This window comes from Cryobacterium zongtaii (assembly GCF_002909375.1).
Lineage (GTDB): Bacteria > Actinomycetota > Actinomycetes > Actinomycetales > Microbacteriaceae > Cryobacterium > Cryobacterium zongtaii.
Window position 1 is genome coordinate 229,384 of the sequence record NZ_PPXD01000001.1, and the last position, 18,924, is coordinate 248,307.

At 68.4% G+C, this 18,924-nt stretch carries 20 protein-coding genes and 1 tRNA gene; 15 read left to right on the plus strand and 6 right to left on the minus strand.

Translation table 11 applies throughout. From position 1 onward, the window contains the following. Positions 1-20 precede the first annotated feature (20 nt). Positions 21-257: a hypothetical protein gene (locus C3B61_RS01135; protein ID WP_088457063.1), complete on the plus strand. Its 237-nt coding sequence runs from the start codon at positions 21-23 to the stop codon at positions 255-257. A 171-nt stretch (positions 258-428) separates the two neighbouring features. Continuing rightward, positions 429-1,067, plus strand: a complete 639-nt coding sequence (locus C3B61_RS01140) for a heme-binding beta-barrel domain-containing protein (protein WP_103459220.1) — start codon at positions 429-431, stop codon at positions 1,065-1,067. On the opposite strand, the gene C3B61_RS01145 is transcribed toward C3B61_RS01140, so the two are convergent. Further along, positions 1,051-1,698 carry a Pr6Pr family membrane protein gene (locus C3B61_RS01145; protein ID WP_103459221.1) on the minus strand — a complete coding sequence of 216 codons (648 nt, stop codon included), beginning with the start codon at positions 1,696-1,698 and terminating at the stop codon, positions 1,051-1,053. The two genes, C3B61_RS01140 and C3B61_RS01145, sit on opposite strands and share 17 nt — an antisense overlap. Before the next feature lie 154 nt (positions 1,699-1,852). Between C3B61_RS01145 and ygfZ the strand changes: the two genes are divergently transcribed. Continuing rightward, positions 1,853-3,037 carry a CAF17-like 4Fe-4S cluster assembly/insertion protein YgfZ gene (gene ygfZ / locus C3B61_RS01150; protein ID WP_103459222.1) on the plus strand — a complete coding sequence of 395 codons (1,185 nt, stop codon included), beginning with the start codon at positions 1,853-1,855 and terminating at the stop codon, positions 3,035-3,037. Positions 3,038-3,113: 76 nt separating this feature from the next. Then, entirely contained in the window at positions 3,114-3,863 is a 750-nt protein-coding gene (locus C3B61_RS01155; protein ID WP_088457059.1) for a phosphoglyceromutase, read from the plus strand. A 60-nt stretch (positions 3,864-3,923) separates the two neighbouring features. Here the strand turns inward: C3B61_RS01155 and phoU are convergent, their stop codons facing one another. Further along, positions 3,924-4,583 carry a phosphate signaling complex protein PhoU gene (phoU, locus tag C3B61_RS01160; protein WP_103432235.1) on the minus strand — a complete coding sequence of 220 codons (660 nt, stop codon included), beginning with the start codon at positions 4,581-4,583 and terminating at the stop codon, positions 3,924-3,926. Positions 4,584-4,766: 183 nt separating this feature from the next. On the opposite strand from phoU, the gene C3B61_RS01165 reads away from it, so the two are divergent. Together C3B61_RS01165 and C3B61_RS01170 are read left to right on the plus strand one after the other, a co-directional pair. Next, positions 4,767-5,921 (plus strand): sensor histidine kinase, encoded by a 1,155-nt coding sequence (locus tag C3B61_RS01165; protein WP_103459223.1) that lies wholly within the window; start codon positions 4,767-4,769, stop codon positions 5,919-5,921. Then, a complete protein-coding gene (locus C3B61_RS01170) occupies positions 5,918-6,598 on the plus strand; it encodes a response regulator transcription factor (protein WP_088457056.1) in 681 nt (226 codons plus the stop codon). Before C3B61_RS01165 ends, C3B61_RS01170 begins: the two co-directional genes overlap by 4 nt. A gap of 83 nt (positions 6,599-6,681) precedes the next feature. Here C3B61_RS01170 and C3B61_RS01175 read toward each other — a convergent pair whose 3' ends face one another. Further along, positions 6,682-7,224 carry a hypothetical protein gene (locus C3B61_RS01175; RefSeq protein ID WP_103459224.1) on the minus strand — a complete coding sequence of 181 codons (543 nt, stop codon included), beginning with the start codon at positions 7,222-7,224 and terminating at the stop codon, positions 6,682-6,684. A 192-nt stretch (positions 7,225-7,416) separates the two neighbouring features. Here C3B61_RS01175 and C3B61_RS01180 point away from each other — a divergent pair, with 192 nt between their 5' ends. From C3B61_RS01180 to rlmB, 4 genes are all read left to right on the plus strand, one after another. Next, entirely contained in the window at positions 7,417-7,899 is a 483-nt protein-coding gene (locus C3B61_RS01180) for a CarD family transcriptional regulator (RefSeq protein WP_088457054.1), read from the plus strand. 118 nt (positions 7,900-8,017) lie between these two features. After that, the gene (ispD, locus tag C3B61_RS01185; RefSeq protein WP_103459225.1) at positions 8,018-9,271 is read left to right on the plus strand and encodes a 2-C-methyl-D-erythritol 4-phosphate cytidylyltransferase; all 1,254 of its coding nucleotides are present in this window, start codon (positions 8,018-8,020) and stop codon (positions 9,269-9,271) included. Then, positions 9,268-10,683, plus strand: coding sequence for a cysteine--tRNA ligase (cysS, locus tag C3B61_RS01190; protein WP_088457052.1), 1,416 nt, complete (start codon positions 9,268-9,270; stop codon positions 10,681-10,683). Before ispD ends, cysS begins: the two co-directional genes overlap by 4 nt. Next, complete coding sequence (rlmB, locus tag C3B61_RS01195; RefSeq protein ID WP_103459226.1) at positions 10,683-11,780, plus strand: 23S rRNA (guanosine(2251)-2'-O)-methyltransferase RlmB; 1,098 nt, start codon at positions 10,683-10,685, stop codon at positions 11,778-11,780. The genes cysS and rlmB overlap by 1 nt, the downstream gene beginning before the upstream one ends. 329 nt (positions 11,781-12,109) lie before the next feature. On the opposite strand, the gene C3B61_RS01200 is transcribed toward rlmB, so the two are convergent. Continuing rightward, positions 12,110-13,420, minus strand: a complete 1,311-nt coding sequence (locus tag C3B61_RS01200; protein WP_103459227.1) for a DUF4032 domain-containing protein — start codon at positions 13,418-13,420, stop codon at positions 12,110-12,112. 153 nt (positions 13,421-13,573) lie between these two features. Beyond that, positions 13,574-14,671, minus strand: coding sequence for an ABC transporter ATP-binding protein (locus C3B61_RS01205; RefSeq protein ID WP_088457049.1), 1,098 nt, complete (start codon positions 14,669-14,671; stop codon positions 13,574-13,576). A 283-nt stretch (positions 14,672-14,954) separates the two neighbouring features. Here C3B61_RS01205 and C3B61_RS01210 point away from each other — a divergent pair, with 283 nt between their 5' ends. The 4 genes from C3B61_RS01210 to C3B61_RS01225 all read left to right on the plus strand — a co-directional run bounded on the left by C3B61_RS01210 (position 14,955) and on the right by C3B61_RS01225 (position 16,945). Then, positions 14,955-15,872 (plus strand): DsbA family protein, encoded by a 918-nt coding sequence (locus tag C3B61_RS01210; RefSeq protein ID WP_103459228.1) that lies wholly within the window; start codon positions 14,955-14,957, stop codon positions 15,870-15,872. 103 nt (positions 15,873-15,975) lie between these two features. After that, positions 15,976-16,051 (plus strand) — tRNA-Thr (locus tag C3B61_RS01215). An 85-nt stretch (positions 16,052-16,136) separates the two neighbouring features. Then, on the plus strand, positions 16,137-16,421 hold the full coding sequence (locus tag C3B61_RS01220; protein ID WP_103459229.1) for a hypothetical protein: 285 nt from the start codon (positions 16,137-16,139) through the stop codon (positions 16,419-16,421). Continuing rightward, complete coding sequence (locus tag C3B61_RS01225) at positions 16,418-16,945, plus strand: nucleoside deaminase (protein ID WP_241990262.1); 528 nt, start codon at positions 16,418-16,420, stop codon at positions 16,943-16,945. The genes C3B61_RS01220 and C3B61_RS01225 overlap by 4 nt, the downstream gene beginning before the upstream one ends. Before the next feature lie 16 nt (positions 16,946-16,961). Here C3B61_RS01225 and C3B61_RS01230 read toward each other — a convergent pair whose 3' ends face one another. Beyond that, a complete protein-coding gene (locus C3B61_RS01230; protein ID WP_103459230.1) occupies positions 16,962-18,323 on the minus strand; it encodes a chloride channel protein in 1,362 nt (453 codons plus the stop codon). A gap of 176 nt (positions 18,324-18,499) precedes the next feature. Here C3B61_RS01230 and C3B61_RS01235 point away from each other — a divergent pair, with 176 nt between their 5' ends. Further along, positions 18,500-18,898 carry a PLD nuclease N-terminal domain-containing protein gene (locus C3B61_RS01235; RefSeq protein ID WP_103459231.1) on the plus strand — a complete coding sequence of 133 codons (399 nt, stop codon included), beginning with the start codon at positions 18,500-18,502 and terminating at the stop codon, positions 18,896-18,898. The last annotated feature ends 26 nt before the right edge of the window (positions 18,899-18,924 follow it).

Consider the following 18,924-nt stretch of genomic DNA (forward strand, 5'->3'; position numbering starts at 1 on the left):
GGAAGCGTTTGAGTGTAGTGATGATTTGGTTGGTCGCCGTCGTCTGTGCGGTGCTGACCGGCGTCCTTGTCGCCCCCGCGGACCGGCTGGTGTGGGTCAGCCTGTCCCTGGCCGGTTGTACCATCCTCACCCTCGCCGCCCAACTGTCCACGGGGCAGAAGGAAGGCTACGTGCACAGAGTCACGCTCAGCCTGGTGGGTGCCGTGCTCGTTCTCGGTGCCGCGACGGGGTTGTTCGCCCTGATCGGCCTCGTATAACACTTCGCCTCACCTGGCGGCTTCCGGCCGGCCAACGGCTAGAGTTGGGGCATGTCAACGCTCGCACTCGAAATCCTGTTCCTGGGCCTCCTCGCGCTGGCCAGCCTGTCGATCGCCTGGGTATCCGGCATCGTGCTGTTCAAGCTGTTCCGGGGCCAGCGGTAACCCAGCGTGTACGAACTTCCGGTCGGCCTCCCGTCCGAACTCGTTCCGCTGTCGTGGCTGATCGGCGTCTGGGAGGGGTCGGGGATCCTCGACTACACAGTCGACGGCAAGAAGGTCACCCGTGAGTTCGGGCACCGGATCAGTTTCAGCCACGACGGTCTGCCGCACCTGAACTACAGCTCGTATACCTGGCTCGAGCCCGAACCGGCCGACCCGGATGCCGACGGCACCGTCGCCCCGACCGGTGCACCGGTCCCGCTGATGACCGAAACCGGCTACTGGCGGCTCAGCCGCCCCCAAGAGGCCGGCGACCCCGGCCCCGGCCTGTTGCCCGGTGTCGGGCCGGCGCCGTTCCAGACCGCGGAAGCCGTGGAGACGCTGCGGAACACCGACGGGGGTTTCGACATCGAGGTGAGCCTGGTGCATCCTGGCGGCATCATCGAGCTCTACCTCGGCCAGGTGAAGGGTCCGCGCATCGATCTCGCCACCGATGCCATCGTGCAGACCAGCGGTGCCAAGCCGTACGCGGCCGCCACCCGGCTCTACGGCCTCGTCGACAGCCATCTGCTCTGGGCATGGGATATCGCCGCGCTCGGCCAGGACCTGCAATCGCACGCGTCCGGCCGGCTCAGCCGCGCGTCCTGACCGGCTCGCTGCGCACCGTGACCGGGCGCAGCCTGCTGAGCCCGAACACCGCCGCGCCGGCCGTGATGACGGCCACGGCGATCAGCAGCACGTAGAGCAGCACCGAGCCGTACCCGGTCACCGGGTTCAGGAACGGGTACGGCACCCAGCCGTCCGTCGCGCCGCGCACCAGGACAACCGCGCACCAGAGCACCGGATAGACCAGCACCACCCACAGGCGGCGCCACGGTAGCGGCCCCCGGTCGGCCACGAGCGCCCAATCGAGCAGGCAATACACCGGGAAGACAACGTGCAGCACGGTATTCGCCCAGGGCAGCTCCACGCCACCGGGCAGGCCGACAAGCAGGGTGTTGTAGACCAGGCCGACGACGATCATGTATGCCGTGGTCGCCGCCCTGGCCAGGACCAGCCAGGCCGGCGCCGTCCGGCCGAGCAGCACCAACACCGCGGTGGCGCTCAGCGCGGCGGCCGCCAGGAGGTTGGACTGGATGGTGAAGAACCCGAAGAAGTTGAACGGGTTGATGGTGGCCCGCGACGCCGTGGAGAAGAACGTGGCGCCGACGGCGATCAGGGTCAGTGCCGCCGCGCTGAGGCGGAGTACGGCGATCGAACGGGCGGGAAGACGCATCATTAGCTCCTTGCCGGGTGACGGCCGGGACGTGAGGGGAATACGGGGGACCGCTCAGACCGTTGGGCTAGCATATGGGCCGGAGTTCGCCCCTGTCGACAGCGCTCAGGCGGTCTCGTCGGCAGGGCGCCCGGAGCATTCACCGAAGGAGAGCTCGATGACCACCACCGCCGAACCGCTCGCAGCCGCCGCAGGGTCGCCGCTTCTCGAACTCGACGGCGCCGTGCAAGCCGACGGCATCGACGTCGGCGTCGCCGCGCACTACGGGAGCCCGAACACCGAACAACGCAAGCTGCTCGCCGGGACGGCCATCGTGGACCTGTCCCACCGCGGGGTGCTCTCCATCGCCGGCCCCGACCGGCTCACCTGGCTCAACTCGATGTCCAGCCAGGAGCTGCGCGGCCTCACCCCCGGCCAGTCCACCGAGACCCTGCTGCTCGACCCCGCCGGCCACCTCGAATACGCCATCGCCCTGATCGACGACGGAGTCGAGAGCTGGCTGCTCGTCGAGGCCGCCGAACTGCCCGGCCTGCAGGCCTGGCTCGACCGGATGCGGTTCACCCTGCGTGTGCAGGTGGTGGACCACACCCTCGCCTACGCCACCATCGGCACCATGGCCGCAGACCCCGCGGCGCTCCCGCTCGGCCCGGCGAGCCCGAACGGGGTGCCCGTGGTCTGGCACGACCCGTGGTCAGAGGTTGCTCCGGGCGGCTGGCAGTACGCCGCCGACACCGACCACCCCGGCGCCGCCTGGCACTGGACTGAGGTCCTGATCCCGCGGTCGGCGTTGCCGGCCCTGCGTGACGCCATCGCCGCCGGCACCGTGCAGGCCGCGGGGCTCCTGGCCCTGGAGGCGCTGCGCATTGCTGCCTGGCGCCCCCGCGGAGCCCTGGACGCCGACGAGCGCACGATCCCGCACGAACTGGACTGGCTGCGCAGCGCCGTGCACCTGAACAAGGGCTGCTACCGCGGTCAGGAGACCGTCGCGAAGGTGCACAACCTCGGCCACCCGCCGCGCCGGCTGGTGCTGCTGCACCTGGACGGTTCCGATTCGGTGTTGCCCGCGCACGGCGACGAGGTGCAGGGCGACAGGTTCGTCGCCAACGCCGCACCCGAGCGCCGCACCGTGGGCGCCATCACCTCCAGCGCCATCCACTACGAGCTCGGACCGATCGCCCTCGCCGTCATCAAGCGCACGGTGCCGGGAACGGTGACCCTGCACGTGCTCTCCCAGGGCCTCTCGATCACCGCCAGCCAGGAGGTCATCGTGCCGGAGTCGGCCGGGTCCGTGGCGGAGATCCCTCGGTTGCCGCGGTTGGGCGTGCGGGTTCCCCGCGGCTGAATGCGGGGTATCCGGCGGGACTTTCGTCACGCAGACGGGTACGGTGTGTCCGCGTGCGCCTCGCTAGAGTTGGATCATGTCTGCTCCCTATACCCTCATCCTCCTCCGCCACGGCAACAGCACCTGGAATCAGCAAAACCTCTTCACCGGTTGGGTGGATGTGCGTCTGAGCGACCAGGGCCGGGCCGAGGCTCTGCGCGCCGGCGAGCTGCTGGCCGAGTCCGGTCTGCTGCCGGACATCCTGCACACCTCCGTGCTCACCCGCGCGATCCAGACCGCGAACATCGCCCTCGAAGAGGCCGACCGCCTCTGGATCGACGTCAAGCGCTCCTGGCGCCTCAACGAACGCCACTACGGCGCTCTGCAGGGCCTGGACAAGGCCGAGACCCTCGCCACCTACGGTCCGGAGCAGTTCCAGACCTGGCGTCGTTCGTTCGACGTGCCGCCGCCCGTGCTCGACGACTCCTCCGAGTGGTCCCAGGCCAACGACGCCCGTTACGCGGACCTCGGTGACGACCTGCCCCGCACCGAAAGCCTCAAGGACGTCATCGCCCGGATGCTGCCGTACTGGGAGTCCGACATCGCCGCGGACCTCCGCACCGGCAAGACCGTGCTCGTCACCGCGCACGGCAACTCGCTGCGCGCCCTGGTGAAGCACCTCGACGGTGTCTCCGACGCCGACATCGCCGAGCTGAACATCCCCACCGGCATCCCGCTCGTCTACCGCCTCGACGAAGACCTCAAGCCGATCGGCGCCGGCGAGTACCTCGACCCCGCCGCTGCCGCAGCCGGCGCCGCCGCCGTCGCGGCCCAGGGTAAGAAGTAACCCACAGCCCAACAAAAAGCCCCCGTCACTGACGGGGGCTTTTTCGTGTGCGGATGCGACCTATTCGGTCGGCGTCGGCTGGTGCCAGTCGCCGGTGCCCAGGTACTGCACCTTCTTGGCGATCGACACCGCGTGGTCGGCGAACCGCTCGTGGTAACGGCTGGCGAGGGTGGCGTCGACGGTGTCGGCGGCCTGGCCCTTCCAGGTCTCGCCGAGCACGGCGTCGAACACGCTCAGGTGCAACGCATCCACCTTGTCGTCCTCGTTGCGGATGTCCTCGGCCAGCTGCATGTCCTCGGTGGTGAGCAGCTCGGCGAGCATCTTCGCGATCTTCACGTCGAGAGCGCCCATCTCGGCGAACGTCGGGCGCAGGCTCTTGGGGATCACCTTGTCGGGGAACCGGTACCTGGCCAGCTGCGAGATGTGCGTTGACATGTCGCCCATCCGCTCGAGCGATGCACTGATGCGCAGCGCGCTCACGACGATCCGCAGGTCCCGGGCCACCGGCTGCTGCCGGGCCAGGATGGTGATGGCCAGCTCATCGAGCTCAACGGTAAGGGCGTCGATCTTGTCGTCGTCGGCGATGACCTCTTCGGCCAGCGCCACGTCGGACTTGTTGAAAGCCTTGGTGGCCTTCTCGATGGAGATGGCCACGAGGCGCGCGATCTCGGCGAGGCGGTCCTGCACCTCGGCGAGCTCTTGCTGAAATACTTCACGCATTGTGTCTGTGGTCCTTCCTGGTCGCGCCAAAGCGCGCGAACGCATGAGACCCGCCTGGCCCCCGAACAATATTGGCGAACGAGGGTTAACGGCAGGTGCCGTGCGACTGAACAATAACCAAAGTAGCGTGTGCCCACCCTTGCCGTCGCGATCGACCCGTGCAAGAGTCACTAATCTGGTGAAATGGAATCGACCTGGCTTGTGTTGCTGTCTCTGGCACTGGGCCTCACCGTCGGCGCGGGGTTCGTGACCTTGCTGTATGTCGCGGAACGGCACGGCAAGCGGGCCGCCGAGGTGGTCAACCCGGCGGTTCCGGACGGCATCGACCAGGTTCTCGACGCGTTGGAGAGCGCCGGGGTGGTGCTGGACCCGTCGAACAACGTCATCAAGTCCTCGCCGGGGGCGTTGAGCATGGGGCTGGTGGTGAACCAACAGCTGGCCCATCCGGAGCTGCTGGACCTGGCCCGCGGCGTGCGCCGCACCGGAGAGGCCGTGTCGGAGGAGCTGGTGCTCTCCAGGGGCCCGTTCGGCGACGCGAGCATGCACCTGCGGGTGCGGCTGGCCCGATTGGGCTCCCGCTACGTGCTGCTGCTCGCGGAGGACCGCACCGAGGCGTTCAGGCTTGACGAGGTGCGCCGGGACTTCGTCGCCAACATCAGCCACGAACTGAAGACCCCGATCGCCGCCGTCGGGCTGCTCGCCGAGGCCCTCGGCCACGCCGCCGACGAGCCCGTGCAGGTGCGGCGCTTCGCCGACCGCCTCACCACCGAGGCCGGCCGGCTGGCCCGGCTCACCCAGGAGATCATCGAACTCTCCAGGCTGCAGGCCCAAGACGCCCTCCGGGAACCTGAACTGCTCGACATCGACGACATCGTGGCCGCCGGCATCGACCAGAACCGGGTCGTGGCAGATGCCGACCGCATCACCATCGCGTTGGGCAAGAAGTCCCGCGCCAAGGTCTACGGCGACGAGAGACTGCTGGTGATGGCCGTGCACAACCTGGTCGCCAATGCCGTGCACTACTCGGCGCCGGGCTCCAGGGTCGGCGTGGGGGCACGAGTGTCGGACGGGGTGATCCAGGTCACCGTCACCGACCAGGGCGTCGGCATCCCGGAGAGCGACCTGGACCGGATCTTCGAGAGGTTCTTCCGCGTCGACCAGGCCCGGTCCCGCAACACCGGCGGCACCGGCCTCGGCCTGGCCATCGTCAAGCACGTCGTGCAGATCCATGGCGGCGACATCCGGGTCTGGTCACAGCCCGGCCATGGTTCGACCTTCACCATTCGCCTGCCAGAGGCGACCCACCCCGCACCAGCGGCGACAGGAGACACCCCATGACCCGAATCCTTCTTGTTGAAGACGAGCAGGCGCTGAGCGAGCCGCTGAGCTTCCTGCTGGAACGGGAGGGCTACGAGGTGACGGTGGCCGAGGACGGCCCGAGCGCCCTCGCTGAATTCGACAAGGCAGGTGCCGATTTGGTGCTGCTGGACCTCATGCTCCCCGGCCTCCCCGGCACCGAGGTGTGCCGGGAGATCCGCACCCGCTCCGCGGTGCCGATCATCATGCTGACCGCCAAGGACTCCGAGGTGGACATCGTGGTGGGGCTCGAGCTGGGCGCCGACGACTACGTCACCAAGCCGTACTCGACCCGGGAGCTACTCGCGCGCATCCGGGCCGTGTCGCGCCGGCACACCGATCCGGCCGAAGAGGATGACGGCGTCCTCGCCGCCGGCACCGTGCGGATGGACATCGAACGGCACACGGTGTCGGTGTCCGGCGCCGTGGTGAACATGCCGCTGAAGGAATTCGAGCTGCTCGAGTTCCTGCTGCGCAACGCCGGCCGGGTGCTCACCCGCGGGCAGCTGATCGACCGCGTCTGGGGCACCGACTACTTCGGTGACACCAAGACCCTCGACGTGCACATCAAGCGCATCCGCTCGCGCATCGAGGCGACGCCGTCGGAGCCCACGATGCTCGTCACCGTGCGTGGGCTCGGCTACCGCTTCGAGGCCTGACCCGCCGGGCGGCCATCCGCCCCTGAAACATCACAATGCCCCGTGACCCAAGGTCACGGGGCATTGTGATGCGGTTCGCGGAGTTACGGGGCCGTGGTGGCTTCCGGGGTCGCCGCGGGCGCCGGGACCTCGGCGGCGGGCTCCGTCGGTGTCACCGTGGGAACCGGAGGTTCGGTGGGCACCAGGGTGGAGTACTCCGCCAGGGTGCCGTCGAGCACCGGCACGAGAAGCTCGACGCCGGTCAGGTCGCCGTACTGGAAGTACACCGGGAACAGCGAACCCGCTGTTGCGTTGAGGTTCTGGACGGCGACACTCTCGCCACCGGGGATCCCGATCTCGGTGGTCGCGTTGGCATCGATCGTCAGGGTCCTGTCGACCTTTTCGTCGACACCCTCGTACTGCACGAGCAGCTCGATGTCTTCGTCGGCGCTGTTCACCACGTGCACGACGAGGTTGGCGTTCTCACCGTCCTCGGTGATCAGCATCGCGTTGCGGATGGCCAAGTCGCCCAGGTCCCCGCTGACGCCGTCGCTGGCGTCGTACTGGATGGTCGTCGCCTGGGGGGCGAACAGATTGCATCCGCTGGTGCCCAACAGGATGCCGGCCGCCACTACGACGGTTGCCATGGTTCGCGCTCTCACAAGACCTCCACAAGAGTTCAGCGTTCAGCCCAAGTGGCGTGAACGCTGCAGATTTGGCTCGAGTTTACCTTACGGAATCGTGCCGGGCAGGGCGGGTCCTGATGAGCCGCGAATATCCCCTCAAAAGGGTGCCGGGGAGGGGTGGTATCATAGACGTTGCTGAAGGGATATCAATACATGTTATTTGAAGTCGGCGAAACAGTCGTTTATCCCCACCACGGCGCTGCGACGATCACCGAGGTGAAAACTCGCATCATCAAGGGTGAAGAAAAACTGTATTTGAAACTCAACGTCACCCAGGGGGACCTCACCATCGAGGTGCCCGCCGAGAACGTCGATCTTGTCGGTGTGCGCGACGTGATCGGTCAGGACGGCCTCGACCGGGTCTTCGAGGTCCTGCGCGCTCCGTTCACCGAAGAACCCACCAACTGGTCACGCCGGTACAAGGCCAACCTGGAGAAACTTGCCAGCGGCGACGTCATCAAGGTGTCCGAGGTCGTGCGCGACCTGTGGCGCCGGGATCAGGACCGCGGCCTGTCGGCCGGGGAGAAGCGGATGCTCGCGAAGGCGCGGCAGATCCTCATCTCCGAACTGGCCCTGGCCGAGAAGACCGACGAGGACCAGGCGTCAACCGTGCTCGATGAGGTGCTCGCCTCGTAGAAGATCCTGTTCCAACGACAGGCGGCACCCCGCGGTGCCGCCTTTCGCACGTTCAGCCCCAGCCTCACCCAGCCCTTTCCACCCTGCGTCACCGCGCCCCACCAGATAGCCTCCAGACATGACTGAATTCCCGGTAACCGCCGTCGCGGTCATCGTCGTCGCCGCCGGCAGCGGCAGCCGGCTCGGCCGAGACCAGCCCAAGGCGTTCGTGCCGCTGGGGGACCGCAGCATCCTCGAGCACGCCCTCGCCGGCGTGTTCGGCCTGAACGAACCGGCCCAGGTCATCGTGGTGGCGCCCGAGACGCACCTGGCCGAGACCAGGACCATCGCCGGCCGCGTCGCCGGCCCCGCCGCCGGGTACCTCGAGGTCGTCGCCGGCGGCGACACCCGGCAGGCATCCGTGGCCCGCGGGCTCGCCGTGGTGCGGTCCGGTGCCACCGTGGTGCTCGTGCACGACGCCGCCAGAGCGCTGACCCCCGCCGCCCTGATCGACGCCGTGGTGGCCGCCGTCCGCAGCACCGGCCATGGAATTGTGCCCGGCCTTCCCGTGGTGGACACCATCAAGAGCGTCGACGCGGCTGCCACCATCCTGGGCACCGTCGACAGGTCACAGCTCTCCGCCGTGCAGACCCCGCAGGGCTTTCCCCGCGCCATGCTCGACGCCGCCTTCGCCTGGGCCGCCACCCTGCCGTCCGCGGATGCGCAGGATCTCACCGACGACGCGGCGCTGGTCGCCGCATCCGGCAACACCGTCAGCGTCATCCCCGGTGACCCGTTGGCATTCAAGGTCACGACCGCCTGGGACCTGCGCCGCGCCGAACTCCTGCTCCGCGACGACGTCGGTGCACCGGCATCCACCGACCCGCGGGTGGGTACGGGGCTGGACGTGCACGCCTTCGATGACACCAGCGACCTGTGGCTGGCCGGCCTGCACTGGCCGGGGGAGCGAGGCCTGTCCGGGCACAGCGACGGTGACGCCGCCGTGCACGCCATCTGCGACGCCATGCTCGCCGCCGCGGGGCTGGGCGACATCGGCCAGGTCTTCGGCACCGCAGACCCCCGCCTCACAGACGCACACGGCGAGGTGTTCCTCACCGAGACCCTGCGCCTGGTCACCGAGGCCGGCTACAGGGTCGGCAACGTGACGGTGCAGATCATCGGCAACCGCCCCAAGCTCGCCCCTCGCCGGATCGAAGCCCAGGAACTGCTCACCGGCATCCTGCACGCCCCGGTGTCGGTATCGGCGACCACCACCGACGCTCTGGGCTTCACCGGACGCGGCGAGGGCATCGCCGCCCTGGCCACCGCACTGCTTCACCCGATCAGCCCCACCCGAGCATCCGACCGACCCTCGCCTAAACTGAACCAGTGAGCATGCGACTATACGACTCGAAGGCCCAGACCCTTCGCGATTTCCTGCCGATCGTTCCGGGCAAGGTGGGAATCTACGTCTGCGGACCCACCGTGCAGTCGTCGCCGCACATCGGTCACCTGCGCAGCGCCCTGGTCTATGACCAGCTGCGCCGCTGGCTCAGCTACCGCGGCAACGATGTCACCTTCATCCGCAACGTCACCGACATCGACGACAAGATCCTCCTGAACGCTGCGGGCACCACCGAGCAGTGGTGGGCGCTCGCCTACCGTTTCGAGCTCGAGTTCACCGCCGGTTACCAGAAGCTGGGCATCCTGGCGCCCACCTACGAACCCCGCGCCACCGCGAGTGTGCAGGAGATGCAGGACATCATCGGCCGCCTCATCGACAACGGGCACGCCTACCCGGCCGCCGACGACTCCGGCGACGTGTACTTCGACACCCGCAGCTGGCCCGCGTACGGCGAGCTGACCCGGCAGAACCCCGACAACATGGAAGCGGCCACCGACGCCGACCCGCGCGGCAAGCGCGACGCGCGCGACTTCGCCCTCTGGAAGGGTCACAAGGCCGACGAACCTGCCTCGGCGGGCTGGGTCTCCCCGTGGGGAACCGGCCGGCCCGGCTGGCACATCGAATGCTCCGCCATGGCCGCTCGTTACCTCGGCCCGCAGTTCGACATCCACGGCGGCGGCCTCGACCTGCGCTTCCCGCACCACGAGAACGAGCTGGCCCAGTCCAATGCGGCCGGTGACGGTTTCGCGAATTTCTGGGTGCACAACGGCCTGGTCAACACCAACGGCCAGAAGATGTCCAAGTCGCTGGGCAACTCGGTCTACGCGGCCGAGCTGCTCGATCAGGCCCGCGCCATCGTGGTGCGCTACTACCTCGGCGCCGCGCACTACAGGTCCACCCTCGACTTCCACGAGGGGTCGCTGGCCGAGGCCGAGGCCGCCCTCGAACGCATCGAGAGCTTCCTCGACCGCGCCGACCGGCGCCTGGCCGACACCCGCTTCGCCGGCTCCGGCGTCGAGATCGTGCCGGATGACTTCGCCACGGCCATGGACGACGACCTCGCGGTTCCGCAGGCGCTCGGCGTGCTGCACGACACCGTGCGCGCCGGCAACGCGGCCCTCGACGCCGAGGACCTGCACGCGGCCGCGGCCGCGCGCGGTCAGGTTCTCGCGATGAGCGAAGTCCTCGGCATCAACCCCCTGTCGCCCGGCTGGGCCGTCGCGACAGATGAACCCGCCATGGTGGCCCTCACCGCCCTCGTCGAGCGCCTGCTCGACGACCGGGAGACCGCCAGGCAGAGCCGCGATTACGCGGCCGCAGACCGTATCCGGGACGAGCTCGTCGCCGCCGGCATTACCATCGAAGACACCCCGTCGGGTGCACATTGGAGTTTTGACTGATGAAGAACACAGATCGCAAGTCGCGCACCGGCGCGGTGCGCAAGGGCAGCAGGGGACCGCAGGTCGGTTCCGGCGGCCAGGGCCGTCAGGCTCTCGAGGGCAAGAAGCCCACCCCCAAGGCCGAAGACCGTCCGTACCACCCCGCCGGTAAGGCCAAGGCCGCCAAGGACCGCTTCGCCGCGGCCGGCGGCGGCCGCAGCCGGGCCCCGGGCGGCTCCGGTGCCCCGCGCAACGGCCGCAACACCGGAACCGGCAACACCGGCGGCGGCGGTTCGTCCACCCGCAAGGCGAAGTCGGATGCCGAGTTCGAGGTCGTCACCGGCCGCAACTCGGTGCTCGAGGCGCTGCGCGCCAAGATCCCCGCGTCGGCGCTGTACGTGGCCACCCGCATCGAAATGGATGACCGGGTCAAGGAAGTCCTCAAGCTCGCGACGACCCGCAACATCCCGGTGCTCGAGGTCATGCGCCCCGAAATCGACCGGCTCTCCGGTAAGGACGCCGTGCACCAGGGCCTCGCGCTCAAGGTGCCCGCGTACGAGTACGCGCACCCGATCGAGCTGCTCGACCTCACCATCAGCCGCGGCCACAAGCCGCTGTTCGTGGCGCTGGACGGCATCACCGACCCGCGCAACCTGGGTGCGATCATCCGCTCCACCGCGGCGTTCGGCGGCCACGGCGTCATCGTGCCGCAGCGCCGTTCCGTCGGCGTGACCGCGTCGGCCTGGAAGACCTCGGCCGGTGCGGCCGCCCGTCTGCCCGTGGCCATGGCTCCCAACCTCACCCAGACGCTCAAGGCTCTCAAGGAGCGCGGCATGCTCGTGATCGGCCTCGACGGCGGCGGCGACACCGAGCTGCCCGAGCTGGGCCTCGGCTATGCCGAGCGTCCCATCGTCGTGGTCGTCGGCAGCGAGGGCAAGGGCCTGTCCCGCCTCGTCACCGAGACCTGCGACGCCATCGTGTCGATCCCGATCAACGCGAACACCGAATCGCTGAACGCCGGAATCGCCGCCGGTGTCACCCTGTACGAGATCTCCAAGCTGCGCGCCGAGGCCCTCGCGGCCAAGGTCGCCAAGGCTGCCGCGGCGGCGGAGGCCTAACCCGCCAGGTTGCTCGCCTGAGAACGGCGTAGATCGTCCCTTCGGGGTCGGTCTGCGCCGTTTCTTGTTGGTGGTGGAGGTGCTGTGGCCCGGTTCAGGGCGTGCTGATTATGGATGCGGGTGCTTCGGTGGGTGCCGCGCGTCCCGTCCCGGAGACCCTGCGGGCGCCACTTCGTGGGCCCAGATGCGTGAGTTGCCGCAAAGTGTCCCTAGGGAGCATCCGAAGGGGTCTTTGGGCGCAAGTCGGCGCATCCAAGTGTCGCCAGAACGCGCAAAATGCCCCTTCGGACCTGCCGAAGGGGCATTCTGGCGCAACTCATGGGGCTGTGTTAAACGTTCAGGCGCCAATCGTCGGCGTCGGCGCCGACCTCGTCAGACTCGAGGTCGTCGTCGTCGCCTTCCTGCACCTCGATCGGCGTGGTGGGCGGGTCGATGACGGTGGCTTCGTCGCGGCGGTGACGCAGCACATCCTGAACGTACGAGGTGACGGCCTCGGCCAGCGGAATGTCCCGGTTCGCGTTCTGCGCCATGTACCAGCGGTGGTCCAGCAGCTGGTGGAACACCTCGGCGGGCTCGAGCTTGCCCTTGAGCTCACGCGGGATGGCGCGCACGACGGGCTCGAAGACCCGCACCAGCCACTCGTGCGCCATCATCTCCTCGTCGGCATCGGGGTTGCCGTAGGCGACCCCGTAGGAGTCGAGGTCGTTGAGCAGGCGGCGGGCCTGGTTCTCCTCGGCGTCGAGGCCGGTCAGGCGCAGCAGCCGGCGCTGGTGGTGGCCGGCGTCGACGACCTTGGGCTGGATGCGCACTGTCGTGCCGTTCTCGTCGGTCTTGATCGCGAGTTCCTCGATGTCGAAACCGAGGTGGTTGAGGCGTTCCACGCGCTCGGTGATGCGCCAGCGCTCGCTGCTGGCGAAGGACTCGGATCCGGTGAGTTCCTTCCACAGCAGCCGGTAGGCCGCGACGATGCCGTTGCTCACGTTCACAGGGTCGAGCTCGTCGGCCACGCGGCCGCCGGCCTCGAGGTCCATCAGTTCGCCGGCGATGTTCACCCGAGCGATTTCGAGGTCGTTCTCGCGCTGCCCGTTCGACAGGCCGCCGGGGTAGAGCTGCCCGGTCTCGGCGTCGACGAGGTAGGCCGCGAACGCCCCGGCGTCCCGGCGGAAGAGGGTGTTGGACAGCGACACGTCACCCCAGAACAGGCCAACCATGTGCACGCGCACCAGCAGCAGGGCGAGGGCATCGACGAGGCGGGTGGCCGTATCCGGGCGCAGGGCCTGGGAGTACAGCGCCCGGTAGGGCAGCGAGAACTTGAGGTGCCGGGTCACCAGCACCGAGTTGAGCGGGTCACCGTCTTCGTCGGTGCGGTTGGTGATCACCGCGAGCGGTTCGACGCAGGGAATTTCCAGGCTCTGCAGGGTGCGGAGCATCTCGTACTCGCGCTTGGCCATCTCACTGGTGGTCTCCTTGATGGCCACGACACGGCCACTGAGGTGGGCGAAGCGCACCAGGTGCCGGGAGAGGCCCTTGGGCAGCGAGGCGATGTTCTCGTTCGGCCAGGCATCCAGCGGAACGTTCCAGGGGAGATCGAGCAGGGCCGGATCGGCCGTGGCGGAGGTGATGTTGAGAGAACCGCTCATGAGGAGCCTAACTATCGAAAAGGCCCGTCAGGGCCGCAAGCCGCCCCGGCCGGAATCGGCACGAAGACGAGGAAAAGGCGCCGGGGAACCCGGGCGCCGATATGACAAACTCGACCGCCGAAACTGCCGGCGGTCGAGTTTGTCGATCAGTGCTTAGTCGGTGACGGCGCCGCCGAGACGGAGACCGGACTCTGCGTTGAACACGTGCAGGTGGTTCGGCGTCGTGGTCAGGTAGACGGTGTCGCCGGCCGACGGGTGCGAACGGCCATCGACGCGGGCGACGATGTCGGTGCGCTTGCCCTCGACGGTGGAGTGGCCGTACAGGTAACCGTCGGCGCCGAGCTCCTCGACCAGGTCGACGTCAACGGCGAGGCCTTCGCCCATCGTGGTCGACAGCTGGATGTCCTCGGGGCGCACTCCGATGGTGACCTTGGGGCCGTTGGCTCCGGACAGCGTCTCGCGGGATACGGGGACCGTCGCGGTGCCGAACTTGATGCCGCCGTCGACGGCGTCGGCCAGGAACAGGTTCATGGCCGGGCTGCCGATGAAGCCGGCAACGAAGACGTTGTTCGGCTTGGCGTACAGGTCGCGCGGGGTGCCGACCTGCTGCAGGACGCCATCCTTGAGGACAGCGATGCGGTCACCCATGGTGAGCGCCTCGGTCTGGTCGTGGGTGACGTAGACGGTGGTGACGCCCAGGCGACGCTGCAGCGACGCGATCTGGGTGCGGGTCTGCACGCGCAGCTTGGCGTCGAGGTTCGACAGCGGCTCGTCCATGAGGAACACCTGAGGCTGACGCACGATGGCGCGACCCATGGCAACACGCTGACGCTGGCCACCGGAGAGGGCCTTCGGCTTGCGGCTGAGGTAAGGCTCGAGGTCGAGCAGCTTGGCGGCTTCGAGAACGCGGGTGGCGCGCTCGTCCTTGTTGACGCCGGCGATCTTGAGCGCGAAGCCCATGTTCTCTGCGACGGTCATGTGCGGGTACAGGGCGTAGTTCTGGAAGACCATGGCGATGTCACGGTCCTTCGGGGGAACGTCGGTGACGTTGCGCTCGCCGATGAAGATGTCGCCGTCGTTGACCTCTTCGAGGCCGGCGAGCATGCGCAGCGAGGTGGACTTTCCACAGCCGGACGGGCCGACCAGGACGAGGAACTCACCATCGGCGACCGACAGGTCGAGGTGATCGACCGCGGGGCGGGTGGAACCCGGGTACAGACGGGTGGCCTTGTCAAAGGTTACTGAAGCCATTATTTCGTTATTCTCCTTCACCGGCAGGTACGTGCCGGACGATCCGTTGTGATGGGATTTATGTCCGGCCGACGTAGCGCCAGCGCAAGACCTCTCTAGTATGGCATGCCCGGGATGGGTGACCGCTGAATTGACAGCTCACCGCGAGCCGGAGGGACCCGGTGAGCCCGCAGTGAGCCCGCTGTGAGCTGCCGGTTGGTTATTTCCCAGACTGGGGTCCTACTATTTGGAGTGCTACCGCGCACAACCGCGAGCGCACCCCCTCAACTCGGAGCGATCATCCATGACAACTGGCGGCCCAGGCGACCCCCGTCCCTCGAAGAATCAGCGACGCGACGCAGCGCGCACGAAGGCAGCACAGATTCGAGTCGAGCAGAAGAAGCGGGATCGCCGCAACCGGGTGTTCCTGCAGGGCGGTATCGCCCTGGCCGCCATCGCCGTCGTGACGGCCATCGTCCTGATCATCGTCAACTCCGTTCAGCCCGCCGGACCGGGCCCGCGCAACATGGCCAGTGACGGTCTCCTGGTCGGCGAGGGCCTGACCGCGGTGACCACCCCCGCGCTGCAGCCGGATGCCGAGCCGGTGCCGTCCACCCCGGACGCCACCGGGACCATCGCCGACATCCGCGTCTACGTCGACTACCTCTGCCCGTTCTGCGGCACCTTCGAGACCACCAACGCCGAGCAGATCTCTCAGTGGGTCGACTCCGGCGCCGCCACCGTCGAGATCCACCCGATCTCGATCCTGACCAGCAAGTCTGCCGGAACGCAGTACTCACTGCGTGCCGCGAACGCGGCCGCGTGCGTGGCGGATTCCGCGCCGGACGACTTCCTAGCGTTCAACTCGGCGCTCTTTGCGGCCCAGCCCGTCGAAGGCACCGCCGGCCTCAGTGACGACGAGATCAAGGAGATCGTGAAGAGCTCGGGTGTGTCGGAGAACCTCACCGCAATCAACGAGTGCATCGACGAGACCACCTTCAAGTCCTGGGTTCTCGCCTCCACGGATCGGGCTCTGAGCGGACCGATCCCGAACTCGTCCTCCCTCGAAGCGATCACCGGAACCCCGACGGTGCTGGTGAACGGCAAACAGTACGTCGGCGCCCTCGACGACGCCAAGGAGTTCGCGGCCTTCGTGCTGCAGGCCGCCAGCGAGGCGTACTCCACCGCGACGCCGACGCCCACTCCGACGCCGGCCGGGTAACCGGTCGTTTCCCGGGCCGGATGCCGCGCCGATGCACGATTGCGTCGGCATCCGGTCGCCGGGTGATTTAGGATGAATGCTCGAGGCAGTTCGATCGCCTCATGCCGGCCTGGCGCAATTGGTAGCGCACCACTCTTGTAAAGTGGGGGTTACGGGTTCAAGTCCCGTGGCCGGCCCCATCTTTCGGCACTTCTCGACGGCACTGCCCGGGCTACGATGTCCGCGTGCCGGCCAGCCTCAGTGCCGGCGGAATCGAGGATTCCCATGTTCACCCTGCACATCGAACACTCCGTCGGGGACTACGACGCGTGGAAGCAGATGTTCGACTCTGATCCGCTCGGCCGCAAGACCGCCGGCGTCAGCAGCTTCCGGGTCATGCGCCCGGTCGACGACCGTTCGGCGGTCCGGATCGATCTTGACTTCGGCTCCCGCACCGATGCCGAGAAGATGAAGGTCGCGCTCGAGGAACTCTGGAAGGGTCCGGGGGCTGCTCTGATGCGCAATCCGCGCGCCCTGCTCACCGAGACCGTGGAGGACGTCGCCCTGTGATCGGATTCCGTCCGGACAGCGAGACCGTCGCCGACCCGACCCTGATCTCGGCAGCCGACGAGACGCACCTCGCCCGGGCCATCGACGTGGCTCGTCTGGCGCGCGCGAACGGTAATCACCCGTTCGGCGCCATCCTGGTGGCCCGTGACGGCACGATCATCGAGGGCCAGAACAGCGTGGTCACCGCGGGCGACCCGACCGGCCATGCCGAGACCAACCTCGTTCGCCTGGCCAGTGCCCGGCTCTCGAAGGACGACCTGCGCGCGAGCACGCTCTATACGAGCACCGAACCGTGCGTGATGTGTTCCGGCGCCATCTACTGGGCCGGAATCGGCCGGGTCGCCTACGCGCTGCCCGAGCAGATGCTCGGCGAGATGGTGCCGGAACAAGGCGGCGAAGCGACGCTCGACCTGCCCTGCCGGGAGGTGTTCGCCCGCGGCGGCAACACCGTGATCGTCGCCGGCCCCGCCTTGATCGACGCAGCGGCCTCAGTACACGCGGGATTCTGGGACGCCGCACCCTGACGGCGGGCAGGCCGGGTCAGACCGTCGACGGGCTGGCGGAGGGGAGCGCGCCGCTCAGCCGCCGGCCCGGCGGCTCGGGTAACCGGCCGGTGATCACGTGCGCGACGACCACCGCCACGATCACCAGCGGCATCACGGCATACGCGTCGCTGCTGAGCAACACCGTGGCCAGCAGCACACTGGTCAGCGGCAGGCGCAGCATCGACACGCACATGGCGCCGATGCCCACCCCCACCGCCGGCACCAGCGCCATGCCGGGCAGGTGCGAGGCCGCGATCCCCAAAGCGGCACCGACGAACATGGCCGGGAACACCGGACCGCCGCGGAACGCGCTCAGCGACAGGCCGTAGGCGAGCGCTTTGCACAGGATCAGCAGCCCGACGGCGCCGAGCGGCCAGGAGGCCCCGTCATTGATCAGCGACGGCAAGGCCGACTGGCCGGAGAAGAGCACTTCGCCGGTGTTCTCCCCGGTCACCTGCGCGAACAGCACTGCCAGGCCCGCGATCGCCAGGCCGAGCACCGGGGTCACCAGGAGCCGATGGGCGTGCACGTACGGGCGCACGATGCGGGCCAGGGCCCGGATGCCCCACGCCAACAGCGGGCAGGCGAACCCGATCCCCAGCGCCCAGAGGAACATGGCCGCGGTGGGGGTGGAAAACGACGGCAGGTCGGGGAGTGCGAGGGAGAACGTGCCCAGGCCGGTCCAGGAGTCCAGGCCCACGAAGACCAGGGAGCCGATGCCGGAGGCGAGCAGACCGGGCAGCAGGCCCACCCCCAGCATCGCGCCGGCCAGCCCGGATGCCTCCATCAAGAGGAAGGCGCCGAGCAGCGGCGAGCCGAGGAGGGTGCTCACCGCCGCGAAACTGCCCGCGGAGGCGACCACCGCCACGGCCGACGGCGGTGAGTCTTTCTTGATCAGCCGAATCGCCAGGGCGCCCAAGCCGCCCCCGAGCGCGATCAGCGGCGCCTCCGGACCGAGCACGGCGCCGAGAGCCAGGGTGGCCAGAGCAGCAAGCACCACTCCGGGCAGCTCCCGGGGTTGCGGGAAGCCGCCGGCCTTGAACCCCTCAGACGGCGGATGCCCGCTGGTGCCCGGCAGTCGCTGGATGCACAGACCCACCAACAGTCCCGACAGGGCCAACAGGGGAAACGGCCACCAGAGCGGCACGTCGGCGAAGCCCAGAACACCGGGCAGTTCGGTGAACAGGTACTCCTGCAGCCAGTCGACCAGCGCGAGGAAGCCGTAGGCGGCGATCGACACCGGCACCCCGATGAGCCCGGCCAGCAACAGGATGCGCAGGTAGCCGCGGGAGCGGATCACCGCCAGTGGGTCGGGCGATGGTTTCGCCGGCGCCGACGGGTCGGGGTGCGCGTCCATGTCGCGGTCCTCCTCGATCGGGTGCGGGCGTGCCGGCGTCCCAGTCCACGCTGGCCCGGACGAATCGACAACGCAAGGCCCCACGGACCCGGCCGGGGGCGGGTTTGACCGGTCGCAGCATCCGGCCGTAAATGGGGGCTGGTCGGTCGAGCGCCCCGTTCACTAGGCTGACCGGCATGTATGCGCTGTTCTCCGCTGTGCTCCTGGTTCTCATCGTCTCCGCCCTCGTGGACATCATCACCCGGCAGGACGGTCAGGTGAAACACCTGCCCAAGGTCCTGTGGGTGCTGTTGGTGATCTTTCTCCCGGTGATCGGCAGCCTGCTCTGGTTCGCGATCGGCCGGGAGTATCCCGCCCCGGCCGCGCGGTCGAGCAGAAGCGCGCCGCGCCGGGGGCCCGCATCGGCCGGGGCATCCGCTGTGCTGCCCGCACGCCGGGTGTCGAGCACCGAGGAGGAACTGGCCGCTCTCGACCGCGAGATCGACTTCCACGCCGAACAGGCCCGCATCCGTCGCCTTGAGGCCGAGCTGGCCGAACGACGCCGGCTGGCGGAGGGGCGTGAGTCGTCGGTCTGACGCCGACCCGGCGACGGGCTACGCTT

Bases quoted from the DNA above. Each gene is read 5' to 3' on its own strand.
- C3B61_RS01135 (WP_088457063.1), top strand. From the start codon at position 21: ATGATTTGGTTGGTCGCCGTCGTCTGTGCGGTGCTGACCGGCGTCCTT.
- C3B61_RS01145 (WP_103459221.1), bottom strand. From the start codon at position 1,698: ATGATGCGTCTTCCCGCCCGTTCGATCGCCGTACTCCGCCTCAGCGCG.
- ygfZ (WP_103459222.1), top strand. From the start codon at position 1,853: ATGACCACCACCGCCGAACCGCTCGCAGCCGCCGCAGGGTCGCCGCTT.
- C3B61_RS01155 (WP_088457059.1), top strand. From the start codon at position 3,114: ATGTCTGCTCCCTATACCCTCATCCTCCTCCGCCACGGCAACAGCACC.
- phoU (WP_103432235.1), bottom strand. From the start codon at position 4,583: ATGCGTGAAGTATTTCAGCAAGAGCTCGCCGAGGTGCAGGACCGCCTC.
- C3B61_RS01165 (WP_103459223.1), top strand. From the start codon at position 4,767: ATGGAATCGACCTGGCTTGTGTTGCTGTCTCTGGCACTGGGCCTCACC.
- C3B61_RS01170 (WP_088457056.1), top strand. From the start codon at position 5,918: ATGACCCGAATCCTTCTTGTTGAAGACGAGCAGGCGCTGAGCGAGCCG.
- C3B61_RS01175 (WP_103459224.1), bottom strand. From the start codon at position 7,224: ATGGCAACCGTCGTAGTGGCGGCCGGCATCCTGTTGGGCACCAGCGGA.
- C3B61_RS01180 (WP_088457054.1), top strand. From the start codon at position 7,417: ATGTTATTTGAAGTCGGCGAAACAGTCGTTTATCCCCACCACGGCGCT.
- ispD (WP_103459225.1), top strand. From the start codon at position 8,018: ATGACTGAATTCCCGGTAACCGCCGTCGCGGTCATCGTCGTCGCCGCC.
- rlmB (WP_103459226.1), top strand. From the start codon at position 10,683: ATGAAGAACACAGATCGCAAGTCGCGCACCGGCGCGGTGCGCAAGGGC.
- C3B61_RS01200 (WP_103459227.1), bottom strand. From the start codon at position 13,420: ATGAGCGGTTCTCTCAACATCACCTCCGCCACGGCCGATCCGGCCCTG.
- C3B61_RS01205 (WP_088457049.1), bottom strand. From the start codon at position 14,671: ATGGCTTCAGTAACCTTTGACAAGGCCACCCGTCTGTACCCGGGTTCC.
- C3B61_RS01210 (WP_103459228.1), top strand. From the start codon at position 14,955: ATGACAACTGGCGGCCCAGGCGACCCCCGTCCCTCGAAGAATCAGCGA.
- C3B61_RS01220 (WP_103459229.1), top strand. From the start codon at position 16,137: ATGTTCACCCTGCACATCGAACACTCCGTCGGGGACTACGACGCGTGG.
- C3B61_RS01230 (WP_103459230.1), bottom strand. From the start codon at position 18,323: ATGGACGCGCACCCCGACCCGTCGGCGCCGGCGAAACCATCGCCCGAC.
- C3B61_RS01235 (WP_103459231.1), top strand. From the start codon at position 18,500: ATGTATGCGCTGTTCTCCGCTGTGCTCCTGGTTCTCATCGTCTCCGCC.